The sequence below is a fragment of the Armatimonas sp. genome, assembly GCF_031410135.1.
Lineage (GTDB): Bacteria > Armatimonadota > Armatimonadia > Armatimonadales > Armatimonadaceae > Armatimonas.
On record NZ_JANNYP010000214.1, the window covers coordinates 1 to 3,790 of the forward strand.

At 57.9% G+C, this 3,790-nt stretch carries 6 protein-coding genes; all 6 read right to left on the bottom strand.

Annotated elements, in window-relative coordinates; genetic code table 11:
* A partial coding sequence (locus tag RMO15_RS33220; protein WP_369016090.1) for a GTP-binding protein occupies window positions 1-170 on the bottom strand: 170 nt, incomplete at its 3' end.
* 31 nt (window positions 171-201) lie between these two features.
* Window positions 202-1,557: an alkaline phosphatase PhoX gene (locus tag RMO15_RS07605; protein WP_309710048.1), complete on the bottom strand. Its 1,356-nt coding sequence runs from the start codon at window positions 1,555-1,557 to the stop codon at window positions 202-204.
* Between the two features lie 17 nt (window positions 1,558-1,574).
* Window positions 1,575-1,946 carry a MerC domain-containing protein gene (locus tag RMO15_RS07610; RefSeq protein ID WP_309710051.1) on the bottom strand — a complete coding sequence of 124 codons (372 nt, stop codon included), beginning with the start codon at window positions 1,944-1,946 and terminating at the stop codon, window positions 1,575-1,577.
* 108 nt (window positions 1,947-2,054) lie between these two features.
* Window positions 2,055-2,201: a hypothetical protein gene (locus RMO15_RS07615; RefSeq protein WP_309710053.1), complete on the bottom strand. Its 147-nt coding sequence runs from the start codon at window positions 2,199-2,201 to the stop codon at window positions 2,055-2,057.
* 65 nt (window positions 2,202-2,266) lie between these two features.
* Window positions 2,267-3,106: a hypothetical protein gene (locus tag RMO15_RS07620; protein ID WP_309710056.1), complete on the bottom strand. Its 840-nt coding sequence runs from the start codon at window positions 3,104-3,106 to the stop codon at window positions 2,267-2,269.
* The gene (locus tag RMO15_RS07625) at window positions 3,103-3,648 is read right to left on the bottom strand and encodes a hypothetical protein (protein WP_309710059.1); all 546 of its coding nucleotides are present in this window, start codon (window positions 3,646-3,648) and stop codon (window positions 3,103-3,105) included. Before RMO15_RS07625 ends, RMO15_RS07620 begins: the two co-directional genes overlap by 4 nt.
* Window positions 3,649-3,790: the final 142 nt, after the last annotated feature.

Here is a 3,790-nt window from a genome sequence, read left to right on the forward strand (position 1 = left end):
AGCTTCTCCTCGGTGCGCACCAGCTTGCCATCAATATTTACCTCGCTCATATCATTGACGAGCACCGCGACCCGGCGGCCCTCACGGTTGGCAAGAATATGGTTGAGGAGGGTTGTCTTACCAGCCCCAAGAAAGCCAGAAAGAACAGTTACAGGTAAGGAGTTAGTCACGCCCTATTTTATCGCAAATAAATTACAATAACTAGAACGGGCCGCGCTCCCAAGGCCCCCAGATGGCTACTGTGACTCCGGGGAGCTGTAGGTTCACAAAGAGCGTCTGGCCATCGGGGGCGAAGCAGGCTCCGGCGAACTCGCTCTCTTCAAGGCCGGGGTAGACATTGCGAGCAAAGTCGAAGATCTCGCCTTTTTTGGTGAGGCCACGTAGATAGCAGTCCCCGCCGTAGGTGTCCTCACAGAGCACCAGACCACCGCGTGGGGTAACGCAGAGGTTATCCGGGTTCCATAAGACGCTCTTGGACTGGGACTCAAAGAGCAAGACCAGCTCGCCTTTGTCCGCGCCTTGGGGCTGGTAGCGCCACACCTGCCCGAGTAGCTTATCGCCGCCCGTGGTGGCATTGAGATAGACATAGCCATTGCCCCACCAGCAGCCCTCCAGCCGCGCAAAAGTCGCACCGCCTTTGGCTTTCCCGGACTCATAGACCGCCAGTGGGTTGGTGGAAGCCGCCGCAGGATCGGGGTCGTCGATGTCTACCCAGCGGCAAGAGAGTGGCTCGCCGACGGTCTGCTTTTTACGAAGATCGGCCTGAGGCTTGCCCTCGACCACTAGCATCTGGAGCCGCCCACCCTCGGTAAGCTGGCCGGGTTTGGTGGGCAAGAAGCGGTAGAAGCCCGCGCTGGTACGGTCTTCTGTTTCGTAGATAATCCCGGTGGCGGGGTCCACGGCAATGGCCTCGTGTACAAAGCGGCCCATGGCCTTAAGCGGCACGGGCATCACGGGCACGTCGCTGGCGGCGGGCACCTCGAAGATATAGCCGTGCTCTTTCTCAAAGCCGCCGATGACTTTTCCCTTGTCGTCCTTGCCTAGCGCGGGGCCAAGTGTGGTCTCCTCGCACGAGAGCCAGCTCCCCCAGGGCGTGGGGCCACCCGCGCAGTTGGTGTGGGTTCCCGCCAGGCTAATATGGCTCTCGATCAGCTCGCGGGTTGCAGGGTCAACCGTGAGGGTGGTGACGCCGCCGCCTGCGCTGGTGTCGTAGGCGTGCTCATCCTGAAGAATTGAGGTGAGGGGCCGTGCGCGCGTGTTGGGAACCTCGTGGTTGCGCACCAGGCGTAGCTTGCCATTGACGAGAAACGCGCCCATCCCATCGTGCTTGGTGGGGGTGAGGTTTCCATCGGTCATGCGCGTGCCCTGTCGCCCCAGCACGTTGTAGGAAAATCCAGTGGGCAGCTCCAGCAGGGTCTCCCCCGTGTTCTGCGCCGCTGTGGGCACCAGCTTTCCATAGCCCGCAGCCACGGCACTACGATCTAGTGCCAGCGCTCCACGCATCACCAGACCCGTCAGGCCCATCCCGCCACCCAAAAGCAAAGCTCTACGATTCATAGGCTTAGCGTACCCGCTTAGGCACCCGTAAAACTCAAGCGATGATTAAGAAAGTGGGAAAAAGCAACCGTCACGCCTCCCAGAACGATCAGCAGAACACCGCCAGGGTTATTTGCCTCTTCCACAAAGCGCCCTGAGATCAGCAGAGTCAGTCCGAGCACTAAGACGCAGAGTGCGAGCTTTTGTCCGTGCCGTCGGAAGCCTCGCGTCAGCGACCCAACTCCAAGCCCCGCTGAGGTGCCGACCAGCGCCCACTCCAGTCGCTCGTCTTGCAGAAAGAGCGGGAGTGCACTCACCAGAAGGGGCATCAGGGCACAGTGCACCGCGCAGGCAAGAGAAGCCACCATTCCGAGACGATCCAGTTTTGTCGTAGAGAGAGGGTTGATCATGGCAAGACAAAAATGTATCACACCAGGATTTTTATTGCAAATAAATTGCATTATTTATTCTTAGAGTAGAGGCCTTTGTCTTTGAGGAGCCTGGTGCTTGTGGAGCCGTCAATGGCCTTGATGGTCGAGGACTTTCCCTGGGGCAACACTCAGGGAGAGATCATGAACAACGCGGCGGGCAGGCTGAAAAGCACGAGTCTGGTACGAGACGCAGAGCGCTTCGATCCAGAGGGCAGCCGAGGTTGCAGTTTGCATACTGGTAGTATTGCCAATATGCAAGTTCGCCATTATAGCAATTTGATTACATTTACATTAAAATGTCAAAAACGTGCATTCTCGGGAGCGCATTCGCCTTTTTCGTTGGTGAACCAGTCGCGCAGCATCGCCACGATACCGGGCTTGTCGGGGCCAACAAACCTCTCGCGGCGCTTTTTGTACTCCGCCAGAATCCGTCCGGCTTTTGTCTTGAGCTGCCGGTCTTCGTCGGTCTCGGGGGCACCTTTCGGAACGGCGTAGACAAAGCTGCCGGTCTCTTTACCAAACGTGGGGATCTGGCGAAAGTTGCGGGGGGTGATCTTTTTGGTGACGGCGTACTCTTCCTGCCCTGCCACAAAGAAGTCCACTGCGCTCTTGGGGTAGCCGTAGAGGTAGCCAAGCCCTCGGTTTCTCGGTGCCCCCTCAAGATGCTCCACGGTGAGGGCTATCTCAAGAGGATCGGCGCTTGGAGTGGCTCCTAGAGGTGCAAAGTAGCTCTCATAAGTGCGGGTCGCCTGCGCGACAGCAGGACGAGAGAAGGCCACCGCTTCGGCATAGCGCTTGCCACTATTGACGGTGTGAAAGACGAGTAAGTCGCAGCGCAGGCTGGGGCCACAGTGAAGCGCCCCCAGCACTTGACGTAGCTCGTCGAGCTTGGTCGTATCGGGCTTCTCTGTCAAGAAATAGAGGCTCACAAAGCCACCCGACATCGGCTTCATACCGCCTATCACGGTATAGAGCCCCTCGGAATCCAGCAGCTTGAGGAGCACTTCTTCTGCCTTGGGACGCAGTGCGGCGGGCAGGCGCTCAATCGGAAAGCACTCCGACGGGAAGAGCGCCTGGGCGTGGGCCGAAGTGGGGAAAAGGGTGAGCAGGGCGGCGAGTAAAAAAATGCGTCGTTTCATAGTCCCGTGGTCTTATCCAGCGCAAAGAATCGGTTGTACTCTACCAGACGCGGGTCGCTAGCGGTGATGGTAGCAGGCAGGGCGACCGGGGAGAGCTCACCTACATTGCGAGTGCGGCGGTTGTCGTTGATCGCGGCGGAGCCTGCGGGGCGAAACTGTGGCCGTGCAACCGCCACATGGCCATCGGCCCAGAGCACACAGGAGGTATTGCCGGAGTGCCGCCCGTGCACCCGTGGCGAAAAGCTACTCGCGCCCCCGTTGTCAACAACCGCACCTGCCGTATTACGTGTCCAGTTTGGCGAGATAAAAAACGACTTGGTGAGGCTGGCCGGATTAAAAGCATTCACGGCGTCGAGCAAGAGCATGGTGTTGGCGGGCTCCTGAAAGGCCGCGAGGCTCACCATGGTCGGGTTGGCCACGGTTGGCTGCACAAAGACCAGCGAGTTCGTGCCATAGGCCGGAACTTGGTTGCCATTGACCCAGTTAAACGGAGTAGGGATGTCCTTGCCAACAGGGCAGTCCTGAATCTGAACATTTTTCATATAAGTAGTCGTCCAAAATCAAGTTCCAGTTCTTTGGTGTAGAATAGATTAGTTAGCCACTCCATTTTCTACTGTGAAGAAACCATGCCAAATAGGGAAATCTATATCTGCCGATGTGAACTTTGCCAGCAAGACGTTGAGC